The organism is Melaminivora jejuensis (genome assembly GCF_017811175.1).
GTDB classification, from domain to species: domain Bacteria; phylum Pseudomonadota; class Gammaproteobacteria; order Burkholderiales; family Burkholderiaceae_C; genus Melaminivora; species Melaminivora jejuensis.
In genome coordinates this window covers 1,001,436-1,024,933 of record NZ_JACWIJ010000002.1, presented here as the reverse complement: position 1 = coordinate 1,024,933, position 23,498 = coordinate 1,001,436, and the positions used below count along the sequence as shown (strand labels likewise).

The following is a 23,498-nucleotide window of genomic DNA, read 5'->3' as shown; positions in this document are numbered from 1 at the left end:
GCCGAATAGCTGATTGCTTACGCTGCGCCGTACTGGCCACGGTTCTGGGCAATTCCGCCCGAACAACCGGAGCACGACCATGACGCAACCGTCCTTTTCATCGTTCGGTGCTGCACTGATAGAGCCCGATTCCCAAGGCCAGAACTGTCGGCGCGACGGCTGACCAGATTCAGGAAGCCTACGTCATGCCATCGAGCTGGCTCCTCGTCGATTCGTGTGGATCCCAACACCCACAATTGGCCCCTGGGGCAACACTGAGTAGATCAGAAGAAAGAAGCAAACCGACATGACCGCAGGAGCAGGGATCGAGGCGTTGTTCACCACGGCACTGGGCCTGCAGCCGCCCTGGGAGGTGGTGCAGGTGCAGCTTGAGACGGCCCGCCGGCGCATCGACTTTGAAGTGCGCTGCAGCGCCAAGCGCCTGGCTTGCCCGCACTGCGGCCTGGCCGAGCAAGGCATCCACGACCGGCTGCGCCGCTGCTGGCGCCACCTGGACTTCTTTCAATACGAAGCCTGGCTGCCAGGCCATGGACCAGGTGCGCACCAGCGAGTGGCGCAGCCACCCCAAGGCGGTCACGGAGGTCTTTGGTGACAAGGACAGCGAAACCCGCAAGGGCTTGATGTGGGGCATGCGCAAGAACCCGCAGGGCTGGAGGGCCAGGCAAGCCGCCGCCATGCACTGGCTGCAGCGCTCGCATCTTCAGTCTGCCCGTGCCTGGCGCATGAAGATGAGTTTGCGTGAGGTGTACGCCAGGGCGCGTGAACACAACGATTCGGGCAGCGCGCAGCTTGAGCTCAGGCGCTGGCTCAGCTGGGCCAGGCGAAGCCGCCTGAAGCCCTTTGTGCGTCTGGCCAAGACCATCACCGAACACTTCGATGGCGTCGTGCGGGGGATGCTGGACAACCGCTCCAACGCCTATGTGGAGGCCATGAACGGGCTGCTGCAGCAGGTCAAGCGGGCGGCCCGGGGCTTTCGCACAGCCAAGAACTTCATCGCGATTGCGCATCTGCGCATGGGCCGGCTCAAGGATTTGCCGCAAAGCCCATTCAAGATGGCTGAGCCTGGCAATGACACGGGCTACCGCCATGTGTAGTGCCTGTCAGATTCCACACGAATCGACGAGGAGCCTCCCGCCTCACGGGCTGCTGGCGCGGCCCGACGATAGCGGCCAGGTCTGACAGCTTCACCGTACCCAGTGCTGGCATGCCAATCCCCAAGTCGATCAGGCCGTGGGCAGTATCGCCGTCAGTGGGATCGAGCGACACCAGCAGCCACGTCGCATGCGCGTCCGGGGTGAACAGGCGCACGACCGGCAGCGGATCGGTGGTGCGCGCCTCGCCCTTGGCGAGCAGGTGCGCGCGGTCTGCGTCAGTGATGAGCGGGTTCATGAGCGCGGTTCTTCCCCGAATGCTCGAAACCGCCGAAACGTATCTGTGCCACCGCAGACAAACACAAAGACGCAAGCCCGCGAATCCGCAGAAGCACAAAGGCACGAAGGTGCATGGGTGCAAGTCAGTAAAGACACGAATGCGGTTCCCTGGATTTGGAGCCATCCGCAGATGCGGATTTCCGTAAAGGCACGAAAGCGTAGAACAACACCAAATGAACACTATAGATTGTAGTCCTATAGGGCGCAATGGGCTGTCATCTTGGTTTTTGCGAGGAAACCATAGGTGGCGGCAGCGTACTCGTTGGCGAAGGCATTGAAGACGGTCAGGAAAGCGCGAGGCTTGAGCCAGGAAGCGTTCTCCGACGTGTCCAGCCGCACCTATATGAGTACGTTGGAGCGCGATCTGAAAAGCCCCACCCTGCACAAGCTGACCGAACTGTGCGAGGTCATGGAAGTGCATCCGCTCACGCTGTTGACCCTGGCCTACGCTGGCAACGACACGCACAAGGCCGACGAACTGCTGGCGCAGGTGCGCCAAGAATTCGAGACCGTGCTGAAAAAGCACGACGCGCCGTGAGTTGCCACGCTACGCTCTGTAAGCTGCTGGCTTACTGGGGTAAGAAATTCAAAGTTAAGAAAGCAGGATGCGAAATGGACATATCTGAAGCTTGGCAAGCCATCAAAGACCTCAGCAGGGAAGAGTTTGAGGAAAGGATCAAGCACCAAGGATTACCCGAAGCTCGAAAGGACTTGCTTTTCAAATTCATCCGAGGGGTATTCAGGCCAGTTACAGCTGCAAACCTGACATTGAAGCCTATGCGCTCAAATGCTTGATGCCAGAATTTTACGAGTCTATTCCATATAAAGGGCATCCATATTCAAACAACGAACTTTATGAATATGATCCACCGAAGAATGGGCAGAATATCATCAAGCATGGCATTGGATTTGGCGAGGCCGTTAGCTACTCAAGAAAATTCGGAACATTGCTAGTTCCCATCCCTAATGAGGCGGATGGTGAAAGATGCGTAATCTTCTCTGACCTTGATCTAAAACGCGATGGAGATGAGCTAGAAATTCCTCCTCCCGGCATCAAGGAGATGAACTACACCATTTCTATTGCGAACCATAGAAACGGAAAATTCAGATTCATTTCTGCAAGGCTTTTGAGTTCAAAAAAGAAAAAATACGAAGAAACCATAGCGCAGGTTCTCGGAGAGATAATTCCCGACGAACAGGCAAGACGAGGTTTTATCGACCGTTGTGTGGAAATTCTAGAAAAAAACCTGATTCAGCCTGCATCGCCAGGTTCGGAAAGCGGAGCGCCATAGGCATATGTGCGGCAGTGTTGCGATCAGCAGCACCGCGCCCCGCCGCAACGGGCGGGGCGCGGTGGGCGGTCGTCAGGCCGCCTTGGGCTTGCTGCGCGACCAGATCAGGTCGTGCGTACCGTCCTCGTTCTCGATCAGGCGGGCATAGACGGTTGCCGGGAACGAAGGATCGTCGAGGGATACGGACACGTAGGGCCGCCCGGCTTCGCTGGTCTTCTTCCACCCCGCGCCGATGTCGTGGCCGGCCGCCTGAAGGCGGAAGTCGGGGGCGCTTTCGTTCTCGCCCTTGGCGTTGGCAACCAGCTTGACCTTGACGTTGAGGGTCAGGGTGCGAAGCGTGCCGGTGAAGCCGTCTTTCTCTGCGGTGAAGGTGCCGATGTTTGCCATGATGAATTTCCTTTCGGTTGAACAGGGTTCGCGCCCATCGCGTCCTGTTGTGATCCGACCGGCGGGGGATGGGCTGGCTGCACCGCTCGCGGGCGCAACGCAGTGGAGCGCCTGGAAGCGAAAAGAACTTGTCCCGCGAGGAATGCGCGCAGCGCAGGGGAAATTGTTTTCGCTGGAAGGTTGCAGCCATAGAAGCCCGGCTACCGCCAGGATTCACAAACAGACAGGACGCCTTGGGCCGACCCACTCCGAAAGGAACATGGCCGACTCGGCTTCCCGCGTGACGGCTTCACCGGCTTGCGCCCTGGCACGGGCAAGGACAATGCCCAGCGACAAGGTGAAAGCGTCCTTGACGTAGCAGGCGGCCTCTTGCTTGAGGCGTGGCGTGGAAGCGCCATTGCAAGGCCGGGCGGCGTGTCGGTAAACCGTCCTTCGTGATGTACAGGCGACGAACCGCCAGCGTCGAGGACGGCACGCTTTCGTGCAACCTGCAGCAGCAAGCCGGGGCGTAGGCCCACAAGCCCCGCCCCTTGCAGCGGGGTGCGACTTTCACCGCAAGCGCAGCGCGCAGCGCCACAGGCGCGAAGGCGTGAGGGATTGACGCCGAATGGCCGTGACGGCGAAGTCGGGATGGGCGTGTCCGAATTTTTGTGTAAACGGGTCGGACTTCAATTGACGGAGATGCGGTCTCCGAACTGAATGGTAAAGCGGGTCAGCGCGGCCTTCCAATCGCGGATGGGCATGTTCCACTTCTGGCTGATGTTGCGCAGCGCCAGGTAGAACAGCTTGGTCAGCGCCTCGTCGCTGGGGAACGAGCCCCGGTTCTTGGTCAGCTTCCTCAGGCTCATGTTGACCGACTCGATGGCGTTGGTGGTGTAGATGACCTTGCGGATTTCCGGCGGGTAGTCAAAGAACGGGGTCAAGCGACTCCAGTTCCTGCGCCATGACTGGCCGATGGGCAGGTACTCGGCATCCCATCGGGCCTCGAACTCTGCGAGCATCAGCTCGGCCTCTTCGGCGGTGGCGGCCGTGTAGATGCGGCGCAGGTCGGCAGCCACTTCCTTGCGGCGCTTGCATGAGACGTAGTTCAGGCTGTGGCGCACCATGTGAACGATGCACAGTTGCACCACCGCCTTGGGGAACACCGCCTCAATGGCGTCCGGGAAGCCCTTGAGCCCATCGACACAGGCAATGAAGATGTCCTGCACGCCCCGGTTGCGCAGTTCGGTCACAACCTGCAGCCAGAACTTGGCACCCTCGGTCTGCGCCAGCCACAGACCCAGCACCTCCTTCTCGCCCGTCATGGTGATGCCGATGGCCAGGTACACCGCCTTGACCCGCACCGCGCCCTCGCGCACCTTCACGTGGATGCAGTCCAGATAGACGATGGGGTAAATCGGCTCCAGCGGTCTGGCCTGCCAGGCCTTGACCTCATCGGCCACGGCATCGGTCACCGAGGAAATCAAGCTGGGTGAGACCTCGGTGCCATACATCTCTTCGAGATGGGCCTGTATCTCGCGCACCGTCATGCCACGGGCGTACAGCGAGATGATTTTGTCGTCGAAGCCGGCCCAGCGGGTCTGGTGCTTGGGGATGAGCTGAGGCTCGAAGCTGCCATGGCGGTCGCGTGGCACTTCGATGGGCAATTCGCCGAACTCGCCCTTGAGGGTCTTCTTGCTCTTGCCGTTGCGGGTGTTGCCAGCGGGGTTGGCCACCGCCTCGTTGCGTTCATGGCCCAGGTGCTCAGTCAGCTCAGCGTCCAAAGCTCGCTCGACCAGCAGCTTGGTCAACTGCTTGAGCAGTCCGTTCTCGCCGATGAGGTCTTCGGGCTTCTTGTAGTTGGCCAGCAGGCCAGAGAGCAGTTCTTCGGGTACGTCGTGTTTCTTGGTGTTCATTGTGCTTACGGACAGGCCGGCTTGCGCCGGCGGTGGATTGTCCGTTTACACAAATTTCTGCACACCCTCCCTTGAGCGCACCCACTGGCGCACCGAAGTCGGCGCCAGCGCCCGTGCGTTCTCGTACTCGGTGACGATGTAGGCGGCAGCCTCCTCGGCGCTGGCCTCGCCGGCGGATTCCATGCGGGCCTTGACCCGGCGCAGGAAGTCGCTGCCCCCCTCTTGCACCAGCGCCTGAGCGCGCTCGAACAAGGGCGCCAGCGTGCCGTCAGCCGCCATGTGGATGCCGACCTCGTGCATCAGCGTGCCCGGCGCCGTGGCCTCGCTCAAGCCATCGGCCACCAGAAAGGACTGGCCCGATACCGGGTCGAAGAAGCCCTCGACGGCGCCAGCGGCGCTGCGCTTGATGTCCAGGCTGCCTTGTGCCACACTGGACTCGCCCGCCCCCACCGCCAGGTCGCTAGAGTCAGCCTGGTCGTGCGTAGCGCGGCTGGTGTCATTGGCCGCCGCCGTTGCATCGGGCTTCACTTCCCACCCCGTCAGCATCCATGCGTTGCTGCCGGGGGTTTTTACGAGGATGGCCTCCATGTTGCGCAGTCCGACGACCGCGCGGATGGAGCCGCCCAATTCGCGCCGGCGCACCTCAGCGCCGTTCGCAATGGTTTCTATCAGACCATCGAGCAGCCTGAGCGCCTTCGCTTCGGGCAACCCGTCCTTGCGCTGCCTCGCTTCCAGGATGTGTGCGATCCCCTTCTCGCCAGGGCGCGAGCCGTTTCTTTTGACAGCGCCCCCCTCATCGCCCCACACAAAATCCACCCACCCCAGGCCGTTGCGGTACATGGCCCGATGCACGCTGGTCTTGCCGTTGAGCGCCCGCGCCAGGGCCTCGCGGCCACGGCGGATGTTGGCCTCCACCGACTTCATAGGCGAGCGGCTGCTCTGGACACTGGCCATCAGACTGGCCCGCGCGCGCTCCAGCGCCTCGCCCGTCTTGGCTGCGCGCGCCTGCGCTGCGGCCTCCACCGCCTCATCCTCGGACTGCACCAGCGTCACCAGACCCTTGGCCTGCAGCTTGTCCAGCAAGCTGCCGTAGGCGCGGCGGATGGCGCCGGCCACCTGCGTGGTGGTGGCGCCGCTCGGCGCTGCAGCAGCGCCCTCTCCCAGTACGGTGCGGCGCATGGCGTCAAAGTCGAAGCCGGCGGCATTGGCCGGCATCGGCGCGCTGGCCATCTCCTGGCCGTTGAATGTGACGATCACGTCGGTATCGGCCACGTCGGCAGTGGCGCCGGGCGGCGTGGCGCTGCGCTGTTCGTCGGTCAGCTTCTGGCGGGCCTGGGTGTTGCGGGCCTCGACCTCGCCGGCCAGGCGGCGATACAGCTCACGCGGGGACGCAGTACCTGCCCTGCTCAGAATGTCACGCTTTTGCTGCAGCAACGCGTCATACTCGTCCATGTCGTACTCGCCGCTGTTGAGCCGCTCATTGATCCGGTCAAGCGCGGCCTGCGCCGCCAAATCAACGCCCGCAAACTGCGACGGCGAGCCGCCCGTGGCAAAGCCCTCGATGTTCTGGATGCCGTGCTGCACCTCGTGCAGCAAGGTCGATAGCGCTTGCCGCTGCGCCAAGTCCTCGTGCAAATAAAGCGTCCCATTGGACGGGTTGAATCTCCCATCTGCCTGACCCATCGCCGAGCCGGGCATGAACTTGACGGGCATTGCCGCCAGGTCGGGATAGGCGGCAAACAGCGCCGGATGATCCAGCAAATCGGCCAGTCGATACCAGCCTGCCTGCATCTGCGCAACACCGGCCAGCAGTTGCGACACAGGCACGCCCTTGTGGCCTACCTTCAGCCGCGCATCCGCATCGCTGATCTCAAAGCGCCACTTGCCATCGGCGCCACGATGCCAGCCGGTGTCACGCCGCACGGCCTCGGCATCCTCGCCCGCCTCCAGGCGCTGCTGGGCCGATGCCAGCGCGTGCTGGTCGGCAGTGGCGGCCTGCTGGCCGGCGAAGCTGCGCCGGATGTCGGGGTCGCTGGAGCTGAAGTTGCCGTTGTTGCCGATGGCGCTCTTGATTTGCTCAGGCCGCAAGGCAATCACGGTATCGCCCGTGAGGCCGTTCTTGAACATGCCATCGCCGCTGCTGCGCAGGAGCACACCGTCGTGGCCTTGCTCTTTGGCCTGCAGGATGTAGTCACGAAAGCGGGCTGCATCGTAGTCACGCCCACCCTCGTCGATGGCCAGGGGGTTCTGCAGCGACACGTAGGCGGGCATGATGTTGGCCCCGCCATCTGCAACAGCCTCCTGGGCATACTCGCTGGCGATTTCAGTCGAGGATGACAGGAAAAAACCTTGGCGAGCATCCACCTCGCGGGTGTTGGAGCCGCGCTTTTTGTCATCGAACACCGAGAAGTCGGCACCAGTGCCGTGATACACCACCAACGGCTCGCCGGTGCTCGGATCGACCACCTTGGAGACCTCGGCAGGGTTGACACGCGCCAGCGGGCGGCGTACAAAGTCGGAAAGCCCAGCGATAGGGGCGACACTTGAACCGGCTTGCTGGTCAGGACGCCCATAGGAATCCTGGGCTTTTTCTTTGGCGTCGTGCAGCGCAACCGCGTTGTAGTACCACTGGCCGTCCGACTGGTGGCGCACCGTGAACGAGGCCACCAATGGCACACCGGCCACCTCTACGCGGGCCAGCAGCGTCGAGTAACCGGCAATGTCCGGGCCGTCGCCGCGTGCCACCTCGGAGCGGGCATAGATGGCCGCCGGAATCAGTGCCTTGATGTCCGCGACGATCAACGATTTCGCCGGGTCACGCGCCGCGCCCTGGGATTTTTTGGCCCCTGCGCGCCCCACACGAATGGCGCCCAGCTCCGGGTGCTCAATCTCCACCTTCTCGCGCACCATGCGGTCTAGCTCCAGTGCCAGCTTCTCGCGCAGCTCTGCGTGACCGAGCCCATGCCACTCACCCGGCACGCGCACCCGGACGGGCTCCATCGCATCCAGCCGCTGCTGCGCGGCCAGCGCCTGCCAGTCGCCAAACCACGCCTTGAAATTCGGCGTCCTCACCTGCACCCACTGCCCATAGGCCAGCTTCGTCTTGCCGGCAGCCTTGGCGCGGTCGTAGGCTGCGCGCCCGCCGTAGGCGCGCTCGGTGTCCTTGAGCTGCTGCGCCACCTCAGGCAGCGCCTGCGCCGCAGAAGCGCTGCGGCTGAACATCGGCGCCTGCTCCTGGCCCTGCACGTCAGCCGGCGCACGCTCGACCGGCCCGTCCTTGAGTTCGCGCGCCGTCGGCGCAGTCGAGTGCGTGCGTGCGCGCTCGGGCACATCGCGCCACTGGGCGCCGGAGCGCTCCACCGGCATGACGCGCACCGACCAGGCGCCTTCGGCATCCGGCGCGCTGTAGGCCAGCACACGTTCGAGCGAGCCGTCGTAGCCGCGCACGATGTTGCCCGGCGCGAAGTAGTCGGCGCGCGCGGCCTCCTCGGCCTGCGCCTTTTTGGCCAGCACGCCGCGCGGGGCGGGGGCGGCTGGCGCAGCAGGGGCGGGTTGCGCTGGCGTCAGCCCATCCGCTTGTACGCCACCTCCTCCAGCCTGCGCGGCGGCAGCAGGTACTGCGCCCGCTTCTCCTGCTGCTGCTCGGCCAGCAGGCGGCGGATTGCCTGCTTCTTGCTGTTGCGGGCTTGCTTGGATGGCTTGGGCTTGGCTGGCAAGGCTGTCTCCTAGGGTGGATGCCGCAGGCGCGGCGGGGGAAGTCGTCGCAGCAACGGGTGCTGCGGCAGTGGTCATTGGCGCAGTTGCAGCTACACTTTCTGTAGCATTCTGCGCTTGCCCAGCAAGACCAACGACCGTTTCTGGCGCTGCCCCTTGGGGCGCAGCGCTGGCCGCTGGCGCCGGCGGCTCATGGGCGGCGCGCGCATCGAGCGCCTCGACCTCGGCCACCACTTGCGCCAGGCGCTTGCCCTTCGTGTCGATGCCCAAAGCCTGGGCCACCGGCACGGCCTTGAGCATGGTCTTGCGCCAGCCCTCGGGGCGCAGGCCGCTCAGCCCATCCATGGGCGCGCCCTGCGCCGGCGCCTGCGCCTGCGGGCCAGGGCCAGAGCCTGCACCCGCCTGGCGCGCGGCGTCGTCGTAGCCGCGCAGGTGCTGCAGCCGGGTGGCGACATTGGGGATGGCAGCCAGCTCCTGGCGGGCGGCGCCACTGCGAAACGCCTGCCCCCCCAGGTCGTAGGCACTCGCCCCGCCAGCGGGCGCCGCCAATTGGGCAGCGTTGCCCGGGTGCGCCGGCGCGGCGTCCACCGCCTGCGTTGCCGCACGCGACAGCGGCCCGGCAGCCGGGTCGATGCCCAGACGCTGCGACGGCGTGCGCGTATCCAGCTCCAGCGTGCCCACATCGACCTCGCGCGCGGGCATGTCCAGGCCCGGCAGTCGCTCAGGTGCAGCGCCAGCGGCGGTCTCCCACTGCGGCTCGATGGGGGTGGCTTCGTAGTCGATGCTGGCGGCGCGCGCGCGCTCGGTCTCAGCCGGATCTTGCAGGGTCAGGCCGCCATGGTCGAACTCGCGCGTGAAGTCGATGCCGTCGCGCGGCGCCTGTGCGCCCAGGGCAGTCTCGGCCTGCAGCGCCTCGATCATGGTGCGCGGGCGCTCGGGCTGCGCTGCCGGATCAGCAGCGCCGGGTGAAGTGGTTGGCTCAGCCGGCTGCGCCGCATAGCCATACAACGCCGCGCGCGCGGCGGTCTGCTGATCCTCGGGCAGGCTGGCCAGGTAGGCATCCACCTCGGCGCGCCGGCCTACCGTGCCGTCCGGGAACACGACCAGCGGGTCGGGCGTGTGGCCCAGTTGCAGCGGCGCGGCATCCGGCTGCGGCTGGGCATCCGGCGCAGGGCTCGGCTGCTGCGCGCGCGGGCCGCGCAAGTTGGCGCCAGCGCCCATCACGCCGCCAGCCAGGGCGCCTTCAGTACCGGCGCGCGCCACGCCCTCCATCAGCGGCTTGCCCTCGGCCCAGTTGCTCCACATCTGCTCCTGCGCGGACTGCGGCAGCTCCTGCAGTAGCGCCTCAGACACCATGCCGCCCAGGATGCGGCGCTTGGCCGATGCCGGCACGTTGTCGCCAGCGCCGCGCCCGGCGCGCACCAGGGCGGTCTCAGCCGTCTCCAAGCCCCAGGCATTCGCCACCCGGCCTGCGCCAGCGCCAATCAGCGCCGTGCCCAGGCCCGCGCCCAGCGCGCCCGCAGCGCCGCGCTGCGCGTCCTCGCCCTGGTACTCGGCCATTTGCTGGCCGGCGGTCACGGCGCCCTCGCCCGCGCCTGCCGCAATGGCGGTGGCGGCGCGCTCGCCCACGGCGCGCTCCAGCGCGCCAGGCACGGCAGCACGCGCTGGCGCCGCAGCCGTGGCAGCGCGGCCCGCCACGGCGCCGGCTCCCATCAGGACGCGGCCCGCCAGGCCGCTCGCCACCATGCCGGGCAAGGACTCGGCCACCTGGTTGGCGGTATAGCCGGGGTTGGCCAGGTAGGCGCGGGCGATGTTGCCCGCGCCGCCTTCTTCCCACGCCTTGTCCACCGCGGCGCGGCCCTGCTCGTAGCCGGCGCTGAACTTCGTCTCGTCGGCCCACTTGCCGGGCTGGAAGCCCGTGGCCTCGCCCAGCGCGTCAGCAGCGGCGGTGAACGGGCGCGCGCCCGTGGCCAGGGCAATGGGCAGGTCGGCCAGGCCAGCGACGGCGCCAGGCAGGCGCTGCACGCCGGCCTTGAGGGATTTGCCCAGATCGGAGAGGGTGCCGCCGGCGGGTGCCGGCTTGGCCGATCCTGGGTCGAACTGGTCGAAGAAATTCCCGCCGCCCTCGGGCTTCGCGCTGGCGGGGTCGAACTGGTCGAAGAAGTTGGCAGCCATGCCCGCAGGATGGCGGGGCATCCGGCGGGCGGCAAACCCTATAGGGGTGCCTCAGAAACGACAAAGGGCGCCGAAGCGCCCATGTGGAAGGTCTGCCCAGAAGCTCAGTGGGTCGTGACGTACCAAGTCACGCAGCCAGCGATCACGACGAACAGGATGATGGCGGTAATCATGGTGTAGGCCTCCTTAGACGCCAAGAGAATGCGAGAAGTATAGGGCAGGCCGCAAACAGGATGCCAATCTCCAGCCTGCTCAAGACGCTGTGCCCTGCAGCGCCCACCACGCCACCGATGAAGGCCGATGCCGCGATGGTGTCGATGAAGCGGGCCAAGCCCTCCTTCTGCTCCTTGGTGAATTTCGATGCCATGCGTTCTCCCGCGGGGAATGTAGCAGCACGACCGCCCCCAAGTCAGAAGTGACTTGGCCGGTCAGCCCTTCTTTGAGGCTGGGGGCGCCTGGTCTAAGCTCAAGAGCCACTTCCGCGTCGGCTACCGCCAGATTCCGCGCCATGAGCTGGCCGAGGCTGTCTCCATCGTCACCCGTCAAGCTGTGGAATGAGGGTGTGCAGAAATTTGTGTAAACGGACAATCCACCGCCGGCGCAAGCCGGCCTGTCCGTAAGCACAATGAACACCAAGAAACACGACGTACCCGAAGAACTGCTCTCTGGCCTGCTGGCCAACTACAAGAAGCCCGAAGACCTCATCGGCGAGAACGGACTGCTCAAGCAGTTGACCAAGCTGCTGGTCGAGCGAGCTTTGGACGCTGAGCTGACTGAGCACCTGGGCCATGAACGCAACGAGGCGGTGGCCAACCCCGCTGGCAACACCCGCAACGGCAAGAGCAAGAAGACCCTCAAGGGCGAGTTCGGCGAATTGCCCATCGAAGTGCCACGCGACCGCCATGGCAGCTTCGAGCCTCAGCTCATCCCCAAGCACCAGACCCGCTGGGCCGGCTTCGACGACAAAATCATCTCGCTGTACGCCCGTGGCATGACGGTGCGCGAGATACAGGCCCATCTCGAAGAGATGTATGGCACCGAGGTCTCACCCAGCTTGATTTCCTCGGTGACCGATGCCGTGGCCGATGAGGTCAAGGCCTGGCAGGCCAGACCGCTGGAGCCGATTTACCCCATCGTCTATCTGGACTGCATCCACGTGAAGGTGCGCGAGGGCGCGGTGCGGGTCAAGGCGGTGTACCTGGCCATCGGCATCACCATGACGGGCGAGAAGGAGGTGCTGGGTCTGTGGCTGGCGCAGACCGAGGGTGCCAAGTTCTGGCTGCAGGTTGTGACCGAACTGCGCAACCGGGGCGTGCAGGACATCTTCATTGCCTGTGTCGATGGGCTCAAGGGCTTCCCGGACGCCATTGAGGCGGTGTTCCCCAAGGCGGTGGTGCAACTGTGCATCGTTCACATGGTGCGCCACAGCCTGAACTACGTCTCATGCAAGCGCCGCAAGGAAGTGGCTGCCGACCTGCGCCGCATCTACACGGCCGCCACCGCCGAAGAGGCCGAGCTGATGCTCGCAGAGTTCGAGGCCCGATGGGATGCCGAGTACCTGCCCATCGGCCAGTCATGGCGCAGGAACTGGAGTCGCTTGACCCCGTTCTTTGACTACCCGCCGGAAATCCGCAAGGTCATCTACACCACCAACGCCATCGAGTCGGTCAACATGAGCCTGAGGAAGCTGACCAAGAACCGGGGCTCGTTCCCCAGCGACGAGGCGCTGACCAAGCTGTTCTACCTGGCGCTGCGCAACATCAGCCAGAAGTGGAACATGCCCATCCGCGATTGGAAGGCCGCGCTGACCCGCTTTACCATTCAGTTCGGAGACCGCATCTCCGTCAATTGAAGTCCGACCCGTTTACACAAAAATTCGGACACGCCCATCCCTGGATCAAGACCTATCCGCCCGGCACCCGTTGGAATGCGCCGCTGCGCACGCTGGCGCTCCCGCAGATGCTGGACGGCGCCGCCGCGCGCTGGCCGGCGCGCTGCGCGCTGCATTTCGAGGGCCGCAGCTTCAGCTACGCCGAACTGGCCGATCTGTCGGACCGCATGGCCCAGGGATTGCTTCGCCTGGGGATAGGGCCCGGCTCCCATGTCAGGCTCTATCTGCCGAACACGCCGCACTACATCATCAGCTTCTTTGCGGTGCTCAAGGCGGGCGCGACGGTGGTGAATTACTCGCCGCTGGACGCCGGCGCTGCGCTGGAGCACAAGATCGGCGACAGCGAAACCGACTTCATCGTGACGCTCGATAGCCCCGCCTTGTTCGCAAAGATGAACGGGTTTCTGGGCACGACGCGGCTGCGCGGCCTGATCGTCGGCTCGGTGAACGAGTTCGGCGGCGCCAGCGCCCCGCAGGACGCGCATGCCGTGGCCTGGGACGCGCAGCGCCTGCGCTTCGCCGACCTGCTCAAGGCCTCGCCTGCCGCCGGGGCCGCACGGCCCCAGCCGCCCGCCCTGGAGGCCGTGGCCGTGCTGCAATACACTGGCGGAACCACCGGCCACCCCAAGGGCGCCATGCTCACGCATGCGAACCTGAGTTCGGCCGTGTCGCAGGTGTGGCACACGCTGGTGGGCGCCGGCACGCTCGCGGAAGGCGAGGAGACGTTTCTGTCGGTCCTGCCGCTGTTCCACATCTATTCGCTGGTCGTGAACATGCTGTTCGGCCTGAGCATCGGCGCCAAGCTGATCCTGCACCAGCGTTTTGACCTGCAGGCGACGCTCGACGCAATCGTGGCCAACAAGGTCAGCGTCTTTCTGGGTGTGCCGACCATGTATGTGGCCTTCACGGGCCATCCGGACATCGGCCGTACAGACCTGTCCTCCCTCAAGTTCTGCAATTCGGGCGGCGCGCCCATCGCTGCCGAGGTGTTCCAGAAATTCGTGCGCCTGGCGCAGTGCCGGCTGCAGGAAGGCTGGGGCATGACCGAATCCTGCACCATGGCCACGGCCTCGCCCGGCGTCGGTGCGCACCGTGCGGGCTCCTGCGGCATTCCTGTGCCGGGCGTCGAGGTCAAGGTGATCAGCCTGGACCAGCAGGTCGAGGTGCCGCTGGGTACGCACGGCGAGTTGTGCATTCGCGGCCCCAATGTCATGAAGGGCTACTGGAACAACCCCGAGGCGACGCGCGAGGCGATGACCGCCGACGGCTATCTGCGCACCGGCGACATCGGCTACATGACGGAGGAAGGCTTCGTCTACATCGTCGACCGCACCAAGGACATGATAATCTGCGGCGGCTTCAACGTCTACCCGCGCAACATTGAGGAAGCCATCTACCGCCACCCCGCCGTGGAAGAGGTGATCGTGATCGGTGTGCCCGATGCCTATCGCGGCCAGTCGCCCAAGGCCTTCGTCAAGCTCAAGGAGGGCAGCGCGCCGCTCACGCTCGAGCAGCTGCGCGGCTTTCTTGGCGAGTACCTGGGCAAGCACGAGATGCCGCACGCCCTGGAGCTGCGCGCCGAGCTGCCCAAGACGGCCGTTGGCAAGCTCTCGAAGAAGGATTTGTACACCCAGGAGCTCGGCGCTGCCTGACGCAGTCCCGCCGCCCGCCCGCCTGCACGAAAAGGATTTCCGAACCATGTCTTTCGCCTTGGCCATCGCCCCTCCCACCGTCCCGCCGCCGGAAGGCTGCATCGACACCCAGGTGCTCGGACACATTCTGCTGATCGGCATCAACCGTCCGGCAAAACGCAACGGCTGGACGCCTGCCATGTTCCGCCAACTGGCCGAGGCGTATACGCGCCTGGACGACGACCCGGAGCTGCGCGTGGGTGTGCTGCATGCATTTGGCGACCATTTCACGGGGGCCTGGACCTGCCCGCCGTCACCGCCTATCTGCAGCGCGGCGAAAAGGCCATTCCCGAAGGCCTGGTGGAGCCGCACGACTTCGGCCAGCCCGGCTACCGGCGGCGCACCAAACCCATGGTGGTGGCCGTCAAGGGCATTTGCTTCACGGTGGGCATTGAGCTCATGCTGGGCGCAGACATCGTGGTGGCAGCGGACAACTGCCGCTTCTCGCAGATGGAGGTGCAGCGCGGCATCATGGCCACAGGCGGCGCCACGCTGCGCATGGCCGAGCGTGCCGGCGCCGGCAATGCGCTGCTGCACCTGCTGACCGCCGACGAGTTCGACAGCGCCGAGGCCTTGCGCCTGAATTTCGTGCAGAAGGTGGTTCCTGCCGGGCAGGAGCTGGACGAGGCGCTGGCCATCGCCCGGCGCATCGCCGCCCAAGCGCCGCTGGCGGTGGTGGCCACCCGGCTCAATGTGCTCAAGGCGATCGAGCAAGGACCGGCGGCGGCAGTGGCGGACTTCGTCCCTGTGCAAAAGCAGTTGGCCAACAGCGCGGATGCCGCCGAAGGGGTGCGCGCGTTTGTCGAACGGCGGCCCGCGCAGTTCAGCGGGCGCTGAACACGCAGCCAGGCGCGCCAGCGCGCCTGCAGGCCACCACCCCCGCGCCAATCCCACACCACGGACCACGTTTTTTCAATTCAATTGCGCACAATTGAATTGCTCGCCATAATTCACCCCATGCCCGCCGCCGCATACACCGCCGACCGTCCCAGCCCGCCCCTCCTGCAGCTCGACAACCAGGTGTGCTTTGCGCTGTACTCGACCTCGCTGGCGATGACCAAGCTCTACAAGCCGCTGCTCGATGCCATCGGCCTGACCTACCCGCAGTACCTGGTGATGCTGGTGCTCTGGGAGCAGGACGGCCCCACGGTGTCCGAGCTTGGCGAGCGCCTGTTCCTCGACTCCGGCACGCTGACGCCGCTGCTCAAGCGCCTCGAAGCCTCGGGCCTGGTCGCGCGCCAGCGCGACCCGCAGGACGAGCGCCGCGTGCGCATCACCCTCACCCCCCGGGGCCGCGCGCTGCGCGACGACGCCGAGAGCGTGCCCGCCTGCGTGCTGCGCAGCAGCCGTACCGCCCTGCCTGAACTGCAGGCGCTCACGCGCCAGCTCCAGGCCCTGCGCGCCCAGCTCGGCCAGGCCTGAACCCACCGATTCAACCCCGCCCGCACCGGGCACCACCCGCAAAGGAAAGCACCATGGCCACCCTCGACAAAGTCCTCTACACCGCCCGCGCCCACACCACCGGGGGCCGCGACGGCGCCTCGCGCACCGACGACGGGCGCCTGGATGTGAAACTGTCCTCGCCCGGCACCTCGGGTACCGGCACCAACCCCGAGCAGTTGTTCGCCGCCGGCTACTCGGCCTGCTTCATCGGCGCACTCAAGGCCGTGGGCGGCATGCAGAAGATTGCCGTGCCGCAGGACGTGGCCGTGGACGCCGAGGTGGACCTGGGCCCCATCACCGGCGGCTATGGCATCGCCGTGCGCCTGCAGGTGCACCTGCCCGGCATGGAGCGCGCCGCCGCCCAGGCCCTGGTGGACGCCGCGCACCAGGTCTGCCCCTACTCCAACGCCACGCGCGGCAACGTCAACGTGACGCTGACCCTGGCGCCCTGAGCCCGCAATCGCTACTAAGGATTTATCCGTAAATAATATTAACGGGCAGGTGGATTTTCCGCAGCGCGATGATGGCGGCGGCGAGATGGTTGAGTGCGAGGAACGTGTGCTCCAGCTTCTCGTAGCGCACCAGTAATTTCCGGCTCCTCGTCGATTCGTGTGGAATCTGACAGGCACTACACATGGCGGTAGCCCGTGTCATTGCCAGGCTCAGCCATCTTGAATGGGCTTTGCGGCAAATCCTTGAGCCGGCCCATGCGCAGATGCGCAATCGCGATGAAGTTCTTGGCTGTGCGAAAGCCCCGGGCCGCCCGCTTGACCTGCTGCAGCAGCCCGTTCATGGCCTCCACATAGGCGTTGGAGCGGTTGTCCAGCATCCCCCGCACGACGCCATCGAAGTGTTCGGTGATGGTCTTGGCCAGACGCACAAAGGGCTTCAGGCGGCTTCGCCTGGCCCAGCTGAGCCAGCGCCTGAGCTCAAGCTGCGCGCTGCCCGAATCGTTGTGTTCACGCGCCCTGGCGTACACCTCACGCAAACTCATCTTCATGCGCCAGGCACGGGCAGACTGAAGATGCGAGCGCTGCAGCCAGTGCATGGCGGCGGCTTGCCTGGCCCTCCAGCCCTGCGGGTTCTTGCGCATGCCCCACATCAAGCCCTTGCGGGTTTCGCTGTCCTTGTCACCAAAGACCTCCGTGACCGCCTTGGGGTGGCTGCGCCACTCGCTGGTGCGCACCTGGTCCATGGCCTGGCAGCCAGGCTTCGTATTGAAAGAAGTCCAGGTGGCGCCAGCAGCGGCGCAGCCGGTCGTGGATGCCTTGCTCGGCCAGGCCGCAGTGCGGGCAAGCCAGGCGCTTGGCGCTGCAGCGCACTTCAAAGTCGATGCGCCGGCGGGCCGTCTCAAGCTGCACCTGCACCACCTCCCAGGGCGGCTGCAGGCCCAGTGCCGTGGTGAACAACGCCTCGATCCCTGCTCCTGCGGTCATGTCGGTTTGCTTCTTTCTTCTGATCTACTCAGTGTTGCCCCAGGGGCCAATTGTGGGTGTTGGGATCCACACGAATCGACGAGGAGCCCCAGCCCTATCAAGGCGCAAGCGCGCCGTTCGCTGATCGGAGTCGCCTTCAACATCTCGCCCACCGCGCGTCGCTTCGCCGGTGGGCTCAGCGCTTTACACCGAAGGCCACCTTCAGCGCCTCGTTGTCCAGCACCGCCTCGGCCAGCAGCTTCTTGAGCCGGTTGTTCTCGGCTTCTAGATCGCGCAGCCGCCTGGCGTCGCTGGTCTCCATCCCGCCGAACTTGGCTCGCCACTTGTAGAAGGTTGCCGAGCTGAATCCCTCTCGGCGGCACAAGTCCACCACGCTCATACCGGCGTCGGCCTGCTTGATGAACCCAATGATCTGTTCGTCTGTGTACCTGCTCTTGCGCATCGCGCTTCCTCTCAGTTGCGCGGATTCTTCTCTATTGCCTTGGTACGGGCCGCGGGTTGCAGGTCATTGCTGAATCGCTTCAGCCAGATCGGTCGTCCTCGAACCGTACCAGTGGCTGCCGTGGCATAGATCCGTCTGGGGTGGGGTCATGCCGTCTGCAACTCGATTTGTGCAACAAAGCCTATCCCTACATACAAACTCGGGGAAAGCGCAGCCCTTGGTTTGTGAGTGCGGAAAAACTGGCCGAGTACATCGACAGAAAAAAACGCGAGGCCCAGCAGGACTGGGAGCGCGTGCGCGCATAATCTACCGCTCTGGGATGGCGTCAGGGCGAAGATGGGTGTATATCTTGAGAGTGCTCCAGCTATCATGCAACGTGAACTGAGCCACCTCCTGTATGCTGTAACCCTTCTCAAAAAGCCGACTGGTTGCTTCGTGCCGCAGGTCATGGAAATGTAGATCTGGCAGATCCAGAAACCTGCACGCTCGCGTGAACGCGGCTCCCACACTCCTGGATTGATAGGGGAACACTTCAGCGGCAACGCGCGGCTGGCGCATGATGATCTCCATGGCGGGTCTCAGGATACGGAACTCGCGCCGATTGCCTCTTTTTTGAGTGGGGTGCTTCACGTCGTCGATCCAGCCTGTGCCTTTTTCCTCATCAACATCCTCCCAGCGCAAGCGGCAAATTTCCTCCTGCCGTCTCGCAGTGAGCAGCGCGAAAAGCATGATGTCCAGCATTGGAATCTGGCTACGCCTGTCACGGCTTGAGAAGTAATCGATGAGGCGCTCTTCTTCTCCTGTGGCCAGCCTGCGTTTCCTCTTTTGAGCCTTGGCGATGACCCGCGAGCGCATCAACTCTACTTTGGCGGCATCAACCGCTAGCAAAGGCTGCTGGATGTGGAGCAAGGTTGCAGCCATCAAAAACGCCTGACGCAGCCACACTATATCGTTCAGCACCGTGGCAGGCCCGGCCCCGTCGTTCAGCCGCCGCCTTTTGGCGTGCTCGATCAGGTCTGCTGCCGTCAGCAGCCGTGCATCTTTTTGAGCAAGTCCTGCCGTTTGGAGGCGGGCAATGTCCGCTTTTTTGGATCTGCCCCACTCCGTGATTCCGGTCGATTGCTCGACGTAGGCCTGGAGAATTTCTCCAACGGTCAGGGGAGCGACGGCCAATTGCCCGCTTGACCGTGCGGCCTCCAACTCTGCCTCCCTGCGCTTGAGCCATGCCTGCGCCAAGGCCCGCTTGCTGAAGGTCTGCGCTTCGGTATGCACAATCACGCCCTTGTTTTTCATGCGGATTTGGGCCGTGTACCCTGTCGTGCCGTCGCTGCGTTTTCGTGCTGTGATAGTGCCCATGATTGCAGTGCTACAAGACTTTGCTGTAGCACTCAATGTAGCATCGGCAGAAGCTTTCCAGGGTTTTTCGGGGGATTTCGGGTGCTTCAAGAATGCTACGGGGCGCAGAAAAATATGTATGAGAAAAGAAAAAACTAAGATAAATCAACAACTTAGCAGCCCGTGGCGCATGTCGGTTGCCCCCATGCTGGACTGGACGGACCGGCACTGCCGCCACCTGCACCGGCTGCTGAGCCGCCACGCCCGCCTGTACACCGAGATGGTGACCACCGGCGCGCTGCTGCATGGCGATGTGCAGCGCCATCTGCGCTTTGGCCAGGCCGAGCACCCTGTCGCCCTGCAGCTGGGCGGCAGCGAACCTGCCGATCTGGCACGCTGCGCCCGGCTGGCCGCCGAGTGGGCTATGACGAGGTCAACCTCAACTGCGGCTGCCCCAGCGAGCGGGTGCAGCGCGGCGCCTTTGGCGCCTGCCTGATGAACGAACCGCAACTGGTGGCCGACTGTGTCAAGGCCATGGCCGACGCGGTGGCCCTGCCGGTGACCGTCAAGCACCGCATCGGCATCGACCAGCGCGAGGACTACGGCTTCGTGCGCGACTTCATCGGCACCGTGGCCGAGGCCGGCTGCCAGGTCTTCATCGTCCATGCCCGCAATGCCTGGCTCAAGGGCCTGAGCCCCAAGGAAAACCGCGAGATCCCGCCGCTGCGCTACGACGTGGTGGCCCGCCTCAGGCATGACTTTCCGGCGCTCACGCTGGCCATCAACGGCGGTATTGCCACCGATGCACTGGTGCATGAGCAACTGCAACTGCTCGATGGGGTCATGGTCGGGCGCGAGGCCTACCACAACCCCTGGTGGCTGGCGCGCTGGGATGAGGCGTTCTTCGGCGCAGCGCCCAACCCGCTCACGCGCGAAGAGATCGAAGAAGCCATGGTGATCTACATGGAGCACGAGGCCCGCAGCCACGGCACGCCCTGGCAGGCCATCGCCCGGCACATGCTCGGCCTGCGCAACGGCCTGACCGGGGCGCGCCGCTGGCGCCAGGTCTGGAGCGACCACCGCCTGAAACATCTGCCAGCGCGCGAGGTCATGCTCCTGGCGCGCACCAGGCCCTGAGCCTGGGTGACGCCGCATCCATCCGCCCACGCACCATGACCGAAACTGCCCGGCTCAGCCCTGAAGAGGCCGATTTCCTCGCCTGGTACGACCGCGAGCGCGCCGCGCTGGAGCTGGCCTGCACCCTGCATGTGGCGCGGCTGCAGGCGCTTTTGCAGCAGGCCGGCGGTGTCGAGATCGCCAAGATCGAGGGCCGGGTCAAGGATCGCGAGGAGTGCCTGCGCAAGTTCGCCCGCAAGTACCGCACGGCGCTGGAGGACGGCGGCGCGCCCTACCGCATCCAGGAACACATCACCGACCTGATCGGCGTGCGTGTGGTCTGCCTGTATGAGGACGAGCTGGCCAAGGTGGCGGCCATCGTGGGCCAGCACTTCGATGTGATCGACGTGACCGACAAGGCCGGCGCCATGCAGGGCACGGAATCGTCCTTCGGCTACAAGGGGCTGCACTTGGACTTACGCCTGAAGCCGGCGGCGCTGGTGCAGGCGCAGCCGCTGCCCAGCCACGCCGACCGCCCCTTCGAGCTGCAGGTGCGCACCATCATCCAGGACGCCTGGAGCGTGCTCGATCACCGCATCAAGTACAAAAAATCCATCCCGGCCGAGCTCAAGCGACGCATCAACGTGCTGTCGGCCTTGTTCGAGCTGGCCGACCGGGAGTTCAGCCAGATTCGCGATGCCACTGAGGCCGAGTTGCGCAGCGCCAGCGCCGAGCCACAGGAGGGTCAGGAGGCGCAGGACAGCGCCGGGCGCAGCAGCTCCAGTTCTTCAGCCCGGCTCAATGCCTTCACCTTCCTGCGCACCGCGCAGCACTTCTTTCCGGAGCACGATTTCGATCCGGTGCGGGTCGATCACTTCGTCGATGAAATCCACGGCTGGGCGCCCGGCCTGACGCGCGCCCAGTTCAACAGCCTGATGCGCAGCACGCTGGGCACCGTCAAGCGCTATCGCCAGCACCATGAGAGCGTCAACCGCCAGGGCGGCTTCAACGCTTTCACCATGATGCGCCACTGCCTGTACCTGCAGGACAAGGCCGCGTTCCAGCGTGCGCTGCGCAACAGTGCGCGTGAGGCCTTCGAGACATGGCTGCAAGCCAATTCACCATCAAAACACGCGTAAAACACCGACAGATCAGCGTAAGGCGCTATCGCAAAAATAGCATCATCAACATCTGTCAATCCTGTTGTTGTCCCGCACCAGCCGATTCACCCCGCACAGCAATTCGCAGACGTTACTGCTATATTGCACTGCAACAACCTTTTACATGCCATGTTGTATACACTTTTCGAGACCCAGCGCGCCCTGATGGAGCCCTTTACCGACCTGGCACAGGCCACGGCGAAGTTCTACAGCAACCCGCACAACCCGTTTTGCCAGACCCAGGCCGCCCATCGGCTGTCGGCTGGCTACGAGCTGCTGTACCGGCTCGGCAAGGATTACGAAAAGCCCGAATTCGGCATCCGCTCCGTCGAGGTCGATGGCGTCGAGGTGGCCATCCACGAGCGGGTGGAGATCGAGCGGCCCTTTTGCGAGCTGCGTCGCTTCAAGCGTTTTTCTGACGATCCCGCCACCTTGAACGAGCTCAAGAACCAGCCCGTGGTGCTGGTCGTCGCGCCGCTGTCGGGGCACTACGCCACGCTGCTGCGCGAGACGGTGCGCACCATGCTCAGCGGCCACAAGGTCTATATCACCGACTGGAAGAACGCCCGCACCGTGCCGCTGTCCGAGGGAGACTTCCACCTCGATGACTACGTCAACTACGTGCAGGACTTCATCCGCCACCTGCAGGGCAAGTACGGCAACTGCCATGTGATGAGCGTGTGCCAGCCCACGGTGCCGGTGCTGGCCGCCATTTCGCTGATGGCCAGCCGGGGCGAGAGCACGCCGCTGTCCATGACCATGATGGGCGGCCCCATCGATGCGCGGCGCTCGCCCACGGCGGTCAACGACCTGGCCACGCAGCGCAGCTTCGAGTGGTTCGAGAACAACGTGATCTACCGCGTGCCCAGCAAATTCCCGGGCGCCGGGCGCATGGTCTATCCGGGCTTCCTGCAGCACACCGGCTTCATCGCCATGAACCCGGATCGCCACGCCACCAGCCACTACGACTACTTCAAGAACCTGGTGCAGGGCGACGACGCCAGCGCCGAGGCACACCGCAAGTTCTATGACGAGTACAACGCCGTGCTCGACATGGATGCGCACTACTACCTGGAGACCATCCGCACGGTCTTCCAGGACTTCAAGCTGATGAACGGCACCTGGGACGTGCGCTCGCCCGGCGGCACGCTGGAGCGCGTGCGCCCCCAGGACATCGCCACCACGGCCCTGCTGACCGTCGAGGGCGAACTCGACGACATTTCCGGCAGCGGCCAGACCCAGGCGGCGCACGAGCTGTGCAGCGGCATCGCCGCCAAGCACCGCCAGCACCTGGAAGTCCAGGGCGCCGGACACTACGGCATCTTCAGCGGCCGGCGCTGGCGCGAGATCGTCTATCCCCAGGTGCGCGACTTCATCCTGGCCCACAACAGGACTGAACCCAGCAAGCAGGCAGGCACTCCCGCCAAAGCCCTGCACGCCGCTGCGGCCTGACCATGGTGCCGGGTTGCGCACGCGGCTCTGATCTGTCTGCGCTGGCGGCGCGCATCGACGCCGCCCTGCCGCAGACCCAATGCACGCGCTGCGGCTATCCCGACTGCCATTCCTATGCCCAGGCGGTGGCCCAAGGCACCGCCGCCATCGACCGCTGTCCGCCCGGAGGCGCCGAAGGGGTGGCCCGGCTGGCGGCCATCGCGGCGCTTGCTGTGGCAGCCTGCGAGGTCGATCCGCAATATGGCCAGGAGCTGCCGCGTGGCGTCGCCGTGATCGACGAGGACTGGTGCATCGGCTGCACTCTGTGCCTGGCAGCCTGCCCGGTGGACGCCATCATCGGCCTGAACAAGCGTATGCACGTGGTGCTGCCCGAGCACTGCACCGGCTGCGAGCTGTGCCTCCCCGCCTGTCCGGTGGATTGCATCCGCATGGAAAACGCCAGCGGCAGCCTGACTGGCTGGGCTGCCTGGTCGCAGACCCAGGCCGAGCACGCCCGCCAACGCCACCGCGCCCGCCAGCAGCGGCTTGCAACCTCCCCCGCCGCCCCGAGCAGGCGCCGCCACCCGTCCCGGACAGGCAGGCAACCGTGGCCGCCGCCCTGGCGCGCGCGCGCGCGCGCCGCAGCAACGCCTGAAAATT

General features: G+C 64.9%; 13 protein-coding genes and 8 pseudogenes. 13 read left to right on the top strand and 8 right to left on the bottom strand.

Annotated elements, in window-relative coordinates; translation table 11 throughout:
• Positions 1 to 286: 286 nt before the first annotated feature.
• Positions 287 to 1,094: pseudogene (locus IDM45_RS04995) on the top strand (transposase).
• Here the strand turns inward: IDM45_RS04995 and IDM45_RS04990 are convergent.
• Complete coding sequence (locus IDM45_RS04990) at positions 1,048 to 1,389, bottom strand: DUF2958 domain-containing protein (protein WP_209421882.1); 342 nt, start codon at positions 1,387 to 1,389, stop codon at positions 1,048 to 1,050. The pseudogene IDM45_RS04995 and the gene IDM45_RS04990 overlap by 47 nt on opposite strands.
• Before the next feature lie 285 nt (positions 1,390 to 1,674).
• Between IDM45_RS04990 and IDM45_RS04985 the strand changes: the two genes are divergently transcribed.
• Both IDM45_RS04985 and IDM45_RS04980 read left to right on the top strand, forming a co-directional pair.
• Positions 1,675 to 1,968, top strand: coding sequence for a helix-turn-helix domain-containing protein (locus IDM45_RS04985; RefSeq protein WP_209421881.1), 294 nt, complete (start codon positions 1,675 to 1,677; stop codon positions 1,966 to 1,968).
• Between the two features lie 256 nt (positions 1,969 to 2,224).
• On the top strand, positions 2,225 to 2,722 hold the full coding sequence (locus tag IDM45_RS04980; protein WP_209421880.1) for a BrnT family toxin: 498 nt from the start codon (positions 2,225 to 2,227) through the stop codon (positions 2,720 to 2,722).
• Positions 2,723 to 2,794: 72 nt separating this feature from the next.
• Here the strand turns inward: IDM45_RS04980 and IDM45_RS04975 are convergent, their stop codons facing one another.
• The 3 genes from IDM45_RS04975 to IDM45_RS04965 form a co-directional block, all read right to left on the bottom strand.
• Entirely contained in the window at positions 2,795 to 3,109 is a 315-nt protein-coding gene (locus IDM45_RS04975; RefSeq protein WP_209421879.1) for a DUF736 domain-containing protein, read from the bottom strand.
• Positions 3,110 to 3,777: 668 nt separating this feature from the next.
• Entirely contained in the window at positions 3,778 to 5,004 is a 1,227-nt protein-coding gene (locus IDM45_RS04970; protein WP_209421876.1) for an IS256 family transposase, read from the bottom strand.
• A gap of 45 nt (positions 5,005 to 5,049) precedes the next feature.
• Positions 5,050 to 10,893 carry an ADP-ribosyltransferase-containing protein gene (locus tag IDM45_RS04965; RefSeq protein ID WP_209421878.1) on the bottom strand — a complete coding sequence of 1,948 codons (5,844 nt, stop codon included), beginning with the start codon at positions 10,891 to 10,893 and terminating at the stop codon, positions 5,050 to 5,052.
• Between the two features lie 420 nt (positions 10,894 to 11,313).
• On the opposite strand from IDM45_RS04965, the gene IDM45_RS04960 reads away from it, so the two are divergent.
• From IDM45_RS04960 to IDM45_RS04935, 6 genes and pseudogenes are all read left to right on the top strand, one after another.
• Entirely contained in the window at positions 11,314 to 11,451 is a 138-nt protein-coding gene (locus IDM45_RS04960; RefSeq protein ID WP_209421877.1) for a hypothetical protein, read from the top strand.
• 67 nt (positions 11,452 to 11,518) lie between these two features.
• Positions 11,519 to 12,745, top strand: a complete 1,227-nt coding sequence (locus IDM45_RS04955; RefSeq protein WP_209421876.1) for an IS256 family transposase — start codon at positions 11,519 to 11,521, stop codon at positions 12,743 to 12,745.
• The gene (locus tag IDM45_RS04950; RefSeq protein ID WP_232653412.1) at positions 12,742 to 14,436 is read left to right on the top strand and encodes a long-chain-fatty-acid--CoA ligase; all 1,695 of its coding nucleotides are present in this window, start codon (positions 12,742 to 12,744) and stop codon (positions 14,434 to 14,436) included. The genes IDM45_RS04955 and IDM45_RS04950 overlap by 4 nt, the downstream gene beginning before the upstream one ends.
• A gap of 46 nt (positions 14,437 to 14,482) precedes the next feature.
• Positions 14,483 to 15,312 (top strand): annotated as a pseudogene (locus tag IDM45_RS04945) (crotonase/enoyl-CoA hydratase family protein).
• Positions 15,313 to 15,432: 120 nt separating this feature from the next.
• Positions 15,433 to 15,897: a MarR family winged helix-turn-helix transcriptional regulator gene (locus IDM45_RS04940; RefSeq protein ID WP_209421875.1), complete on the top strand. Its 465-nt coding sequence runs from the start codon at positions 15,433 to 15,435 to the stop codon at positions 15,895 to 15,897.
• A 53-nt stretch (positions 15,898 to 15,950) separates the two neighbouring features.
• Positions 15,951 to 16,370, top strand: a complete 420-nt coding sequence (locus tag IDM45_RS04935) for an organic hydroperoxide resistance protein (RefSeq protein ID WP_042425476.1) — start codon at positions 15,951 to 15,953, stop codon at positions 16,368 to 16,370.
• Between the two features lie 22 nt (positions 16,371 to 16,392).
• Here IDM45_RS04935 and IDM45_RS04930 read toward each other — a convergent pair.
• The 4 genes and pseudogenes from IDM45_RS04930 to IDM45_RS04915 all read right to left on the bottom strand — a co-directional run.
• A pseudogene (locus tag IDM45_RS04930) lies at positions 16,393 to 16,518 on the bottom strand (IS5/IS1182 family transposase); the annotation flags it as partial.
• Between the two features lie 28 nt (positions 16,519 to 16,546).
• Positions 16,547 to 17,354: pseudogene (locus IDM45_RS04925) on the bottom strand (transposase).
• A gap of 89 nt (positions 17,355 to 17,443) precedes the next feature.
• A pseudogene (locus tag IDM45_RS04920) lies at positions 17,444 to 17,796 on the bottom strand (transposase); the annotation flags it as partial.
• Between the two features lie 306 nt (positions 17,797 to 18,102).
• Positions 18,103 to 19,089, bottom strand: a complete 987-nt coding sequence (locus tag IDM45_RS04915) for a site-specific integrase (RefSeq protein WP_209421873.1) — start codon at positions 19,087 to 19,089, stop codon at positions 18,103 to 18,105.
• Between the two features lie 247 nt (positions 19,090 to 19,336).
• On the opposite strand from IDM45_RS04915, the pseudogene dusA reads away from it, so the two are divergent.
• The 4 genes and pseudogenes from dusA (at position 19,337) to IDM45_RS04895 (ending at position 23,493) form a co-directional block, all read left to right on the top strand.
• A pseudogene (dusA, locus tag IDM45_RS04910) lies at positions 19,337 to 20,268 on the top strand (tRNA dihydrouridine(20/20a) synthase DusA).
• A 35-nt stretch (positions 20,269 to 20,303) separates the two neighbouring features.
• Positions 20,304 to 21,386: a GTP pyrophosphokinase gene (locus tag IDM45_RS04905; protein WP_209421872.1), complete on the top strand. Its 1,083-nt coding sequence runs from the start codon at positions 20,304 to 20,306 to the stop codon at positions 21,384 to 21,386.
• A 150-nt stretch (positions 21,387 to 21,536) separates the two neighbouring features.
• Positions 21,537 to 22,856 (top strand): annotated as a pseudogene (locus IDM45_RS04900) (polyhydroxyalkanoate depolymerase); the annotation flags it as partial.
• 5 nt (positions 22,857 to 22,861) lie between these two features.
• A pseudogene (locus IDM45_RS04895) lies at positions 22,862 to 23,493 on the top strand (RnfABCDGE type electron transport complex subunit B).
• Positions 23,494 to 23,498: the final 5 nt, after the last annotated feature.

Excerpts from the sequence above, each read along its gene's own strand:
- IDM45_RS04980 (WP_209421880.1), top strand. The coding sequence starts at position 2,225 with ATGCCAGAATTTTACGAGTCTATTCCATATAAAGGGCATCCATATTCA.
- IDM45_RS04955 (WP_209421876.1), top strand. The coding sequence starts at position 11,519 with ATGAACACCAAGAAACACGACGTACCCGAAGAACTGCTCTCTGGCCTG.
- IDM45_RS04975 (WP_209421879.1), bottom strand. The coding sequence starts at position 3,109 with ATGGCAAACATCGGCACCTTCACCGCAGAGAAAGACGGCTTCACCGGC.
- IDM45_RS04990 (WP_209421882.1), bottom strand. The coding sequence starts at position 1,389 with ATGAACCCGCTCATCACTGACGCAGACCGCGCGCACCTGCTCGCCAAG.
- IDM45_RS04905 (WP_209421872.1), top strand. The coding sequence starts at position 20,304 with ATGACCGAAACTGCCCGGCTCAGCCCTGAAGAGGCCGATTTCCTCGCC.
- IDM45_RS04965 (WP_209421878.1), bottom strand. The coding sequence starts at position 10,893 with ATGGCTGCCAACTTCTTCGACCAGTTCGACCCCGCCAGCGCGAAGCCC.
- IDM45_RS04915 (WP_209421873.1), bottom strand. The coding sequence starts at position 19,089 with ATGAAAAACAAGGGCGTGATTGTGCATACCGAAGCGCAGACCTTCAGC.
- IDM45_RS04970 (WP_209421876.1), bottom strand. The coding sequence starts at position 5,004 with ATGAACACCAAGAAACACGACGTACCCGAAGAACTGCTCTCTGGCCTG.
- IDM45_RS04940 (WP_209421875.1), top strand. The coding sequence starts at position 15,433 with ATGCCCGCCGCCGCATACACCGCCGACCGTCCCAGCCCGCCCCTCCTG.
- IDM45_RS04935 (WP_042425476.1), top strand. The coding sequence starts at position 15,951 with ATGGCCACCCTCGACAAAGTCCTCTACACCGCCCGCGCCCACACCACC.